This is a genomic window from Mesorhizobium sp. M0239, assembly GCF_040321815.1.
Taxonomy (GTDB): Bacteria; Pseudomonadota; Alphaproteobacteria; order Rhizobiales; family Rhizobiaceae; genus Mesorhizobium.
This window is the reverse complement of the sequence record NZ_JAMYSG010000077.1, coordinates 1-3742: the sequence shown is the minus strand read 5'-3', so window position 1 is coordinate 3742 and position 3742 is coordinate 1. Positions and strand designations below refer to the sequence as shown.

General features: G+C 63.8%; 4 protein-coding genes. 2 read left to right on the top strand and 2 right to left on the bottom strand.

The genetic code is table 11. From position 1 onward, the window contains the following. Positions 1–95: 95 nt before the first annotated feature. Positions 96–992 (bottom strand): DMT family transporter, encoded by an 897-nt coding sequence (locus NKI99_RS33455; protein ID WP_352613707.1) that lies wholly within the window; start codon positions 990–992, stop codon positions 96–98. Between the two features lie 149 nt (positions 993–1141). Then, positions 1142–2017, bottom strand: a complete 876-nt coding sequence (gene gluQRS / locus NKI99_RS33450; RefSeq protein ID WP_128304570.1) for a tRNA glutamyl-Q(34) synthetase GluQRS — start codon at positions 2015–2017, stop codon at positions 1142–1144. A 73-nt stretch (positions 2018–2090) separates the two neighbouring features. Between gluQRS and NKI99_RS33445 the strand changes: the two genes are divergently transcribed. Then, positions 2091–2732 (top strand): DNA-3-methyladenine glycosylase family protein, encoded by a 642-nt coding sequence (locus NKI99_RS33445; RefSeq protein ID WP_352613705.1) that lies wholly within the window; start codon positions 2091–2093, stop codon positions 2730–2732. Between the two features lie 128 nt (positions 2733–2860). Next, positions 2861–3418, top strand: coding sequence for an HNH endonuclease (locus tag NKI99_RS33440; RefSeq protein WP_006328497.1), 558 nt, complete (start codon positions 2861–2863; stop codon positions 3416–3418). The last annotated feature ends 324 nt before the right edge of the window (positions 3419–3742 follow it).

Here is a 3742-nt window from a genome sequence, read left to right as displayed (position 1 = left end):
CCCGCACCATCTATACCTATTCCTCACGCCCTCAATTCAGCAATGCCTCAATTCCTCTATGCCTCAATGCCTCAATGCCTCAATGCCTCAATGCCTCAATGCCTCAATTCCACAGTTCTTCCCTTGGTCTGCCGCGCCGTTGCCAGGCCAACGCCGAAGGTCGTGATCGCCATGCCGGCGATCTGCAGCGCGTTGAGCTGTTCGTCGAAGAGTGCCCAGGCGATGACCGCCGTCACCGCCGGCACCAGGTAGAACAGCGACGCCACTTTCGACATCTCGCCGTCGCGGATCATCACCATCAGCAGGAAGATGGCGCCGAGCGACAGCACCAGCACCAGCCAGGCCATGGCGAAGATCAGTTCGCCGTTGATGACGACGGTGTGGGTCTCGAAGGCGAGTGAGGCGAGGAGCATCAGCGAACCGCCACCGATATATTGCCACATGGTAGCCGCGACGAGGTCGCCGCCGGAAGCGAAGCGCTTTTGCCAGATGGTGCCGGCGCTCATGCCGAGCACCGAGACCAGCGAGGCGGTCAATGTCGCCGCGGTCACGCCGCCGCCGAGCGCGCCGAGCTTCGGCCACAGCACGATGACGATGCCGATGAGGCCGATACCAAGGCCAAGCCAGTGGCGCGGCAGGATCGCCTCGCCGAGAAACTTACCGGCAAGCACCGCCGTGATCAGCGGCTGCAGGCCGACGATGAGGGCCGAAAATCCGGCCGGCATGCCCCTGTGGATGGCCCAGAAGACGGCGCCGAGATAGACGCCATGCATCAGGATGCCGGCGCCGGTGGCATGCAGCGCCTCCTCGCGGGTGGCTCTTTTCGAGCCCAGCACAAGCATCAGGACGGCCAGCAGGGTGGCGGCGATGACGAAACGCGCGGCGAGGAATGTGAACGGTTCCGCCCACGGCATGGCGTAGCGCGCGCCGATAAAGCCGGTCGCCCACAGGACGACGAAGGTGGCGGGGATGAACCGCTTGATGCTGTGCATGTTCCGGAGACCGCCGCGCTGGAGGGAGTTGACCGTGGCGCTGCTCTACTGCGCTTCAACCCGGCGCGCAAAACGAAACCGTTGATCCATGCGTCACCGGAATTCAACGGCCGGCGCATTTGGGGGGTGGCGCCCTGGTCTCACCGAGCTCAAAACCCGACCATCCGCCTGATGTCGTCAGGCGATGCGCCGGCATGGCGCAATGCGGCAAGGCCGGTATCACTGAAGCTCTTCGACAGTTTTCGTCCGTCCGTCCCGAGGATCAGACGATGATGGAAATAGGCCGGTTGCGGCAGTCCGAGGAGTTGCTGCAGCAGGCGCTGCACGCCAGTGGCGGAAAACAGATCCTGGCCGCGCACGACGTGGCTGACGTCTTGCAGCGCATCGTCCATGACGACGGCGAGGTGGTAACTGGTCGGAATGTCTCGGCGCGCCAAGATCACGTCGCCCCAGTCCCGCGGGCGGGCTTCGACGGAGCGCGTCGCGGAAAGCGTCTCGTCAGAATACTCCGTCCATGAAAGGTCCTTGCCGACACGCGCCATGGCGGCATCGACATCCAGCCGCCAGGCGAAGGGTGCATTCTCGGCGATCCGCCGCTGGCGTTCCTTCAGCGGCAGCGCCTTGTCGGTGGCGGGGTAGAGCGGCACGCCATCGGGATCGCGCGGCCAGTCGCGCCCACGCTTTTCGCTGTCGGTGATGAAGGCGCGGATCTCGCCACGGCTCATGAAGGCGGGGTAGACGAGTTCGTCCGCGATCAACCGCTCGAGCACCGCTTGGTATTCGGCGAAATGCTCGGACTGGCGGCGCACCGGCTCTTCCCAGCCAAGCCCCAGCCATTTCAGGTCGGCAAGCACGCCTGCCTCGAATAGCGGCGTGCAGCGCGTCGTGTCGATATCCTCGATGCGCAGCAGCAGGCGGCCGTGCGCCTGTGCCGCCAGCTTCTGGTTGAGCAGCGCCGAATAGGCGTGGCCGAGATGCAGGTCTCCGTTGGGGCTGGGCGCGAAGCGGAATGTCAGGAGTGTCATCTCTCAGGCGGCAATCATGTTTTGCGGCGCTTCGCCAATTGCTACCCTGTCGACGGTCGAGGAACAAGAAAGCATGCGCCGTATCGTGACATCAGACGACATTGCCCGGGGGCTCGATGCGCTTTGCGTGATCGACCCGCGCCTGGAAAAGGTGCGCGGCATGGCCGGCGAGGTGCCGCTGCGGCTGTCCGAGCCGGGGTTTCGAAGCCTGGCGTCGATCGTCGTCTCGCAGCAAGTGTCCCGCGCCAGTGCCGATGCGATCTTCGGCCGGCTGACCAAACTCGTCGATCCGCTGACGCCGCAAGCGATCCTGGCCGCCGGCGAGGACATGTTTCGCGAGGCCGGCCTGTCGCGGCCCAAGCAGCGCGGCCTGATCGCAATTGCCCAGGCGGTGGCCGACGGCCTCGACCTTCATCACCTCTGTTCGCTCGATGCCCAGGAGGCGATCACGACGATGACGGCGGTGTCCGGCATCGGCCCGTGGACGGCGGAAGTGTATCTCTTATTCGCCGCCGGGCATCCCGACATCTTCCCCGCGCGCGACGTCGCGCTGCAGAGCGCGGTCGGCCACGCGCTCTGCATCGAGCCGCGTCCGCCGGAGAAAACCCTGATCGCATTGGCCGAATCATGGAGCCCGTGGCGAGGTGTCGCATCGCGGCTTTTCTGGTCCTATTATCGTGAAACCAGAGGGCGGGACGCCGCGCCGCCGGCCTGAATCCGCAAAAAATGATAAAAATCACGCATTTTTGGCGCTTAGGCCACGCGACAATCCGCTTCACATCCCTGTCATGTCGGGCTTACAGTATCCGCGCCGTTCGGGTCTAGAACCAAGGAGGTGAACACGTGACGGTTGCCGTATCTCCGGATGGGCTTCCAGCACTGGTGCTGAATGCGGATTACCGTCCGCTCAGCTATTATCCCTTGTCGCTCTGGTCGTGGCAGGATGCCATCAAAGCGGTGTTCCTCGACCGGGTGAACATCGTCGCCGAATACGAGCACGCCGTCTCCTCGCCGACCTTCTCGATGAAGCTGCCGAGCGTGGTCAGCCTGAAGGCCTATGTGAAGCCCTCCAGGCACCCGGCCTTCACCCGCTTCAACGTCTTCCTGCGCGACCGTTTCCAGTGCCAGTATTGCGGCACGCCGGAGGACTTGACCTTCGATCACGTCATTCCCCGCCACCGTGGCGGCGCGACGACATGGGAGAATGTCGTTGCCGCCTGTTCGCCCTGCAACCTCAGGAAGGGCGGCATGATGCCGGCGCATGCCAAGATGTGGCCGCTGCAGAAGCCTTTCCAGCCGACGGTGCACGATCTGCACAACAATGGCCGCCTGTTCCCGCCCAACCATCTGCATGAGAGCTGGATGGATTATCTGTACTGGGATGTCGAACTGGAGCCCTGAGATCGTTCGAGAATTCGGGAGGCTGGCCGTCTGGAGCGATTCACATGCCTACCACTTCCCGGTATCGGGCCAGCACGGTGGCGCTCACCTATCAGTGGCTTCGCGCTTAAGGACCGGCTTCCCCCACTCCGTCGCTGCTTCGCAGCGCCACCTCTCCCCCCTCCGGAGGGAGAGGAAGGGAGCCCAGCGTAAGGAGCGCTGGCTCAATAGGCTCGCGCCTTTCCTCTACCCCGTCGATCGGGGGAGAGCGACTATCTGGGGTGTCAAGTTGCAATTACGAACTCGTTGCGCGCATCGCGTGCTTTTGCATTGAGGATGACCAGG

Excerpts from the sequence above, each read along its gene's own strand:
- NKI99_RS33455 (WP_352613707.1), bottom strand. The coding sequence starts at position 992 with ATGCACAGCATCAAGCGGTTCATCCCCGCCACCTTCGTCGTCCTGTGG.
- gluQRS (WP_128304570.1), bottom strand. The coding sequence starts at position 2,017 with ATGACACTCCTGACATTCCGCTTCGCGCCCAGCCCCAACGGAGACCTG.
- NKI99_RS33445 (WP_352613705.1), top strand. The coding sequence starts at position 2,091 with ATGCGCCGTATCGTGACATCAGACGACATTGCCCGGGGGCTCGATGCG.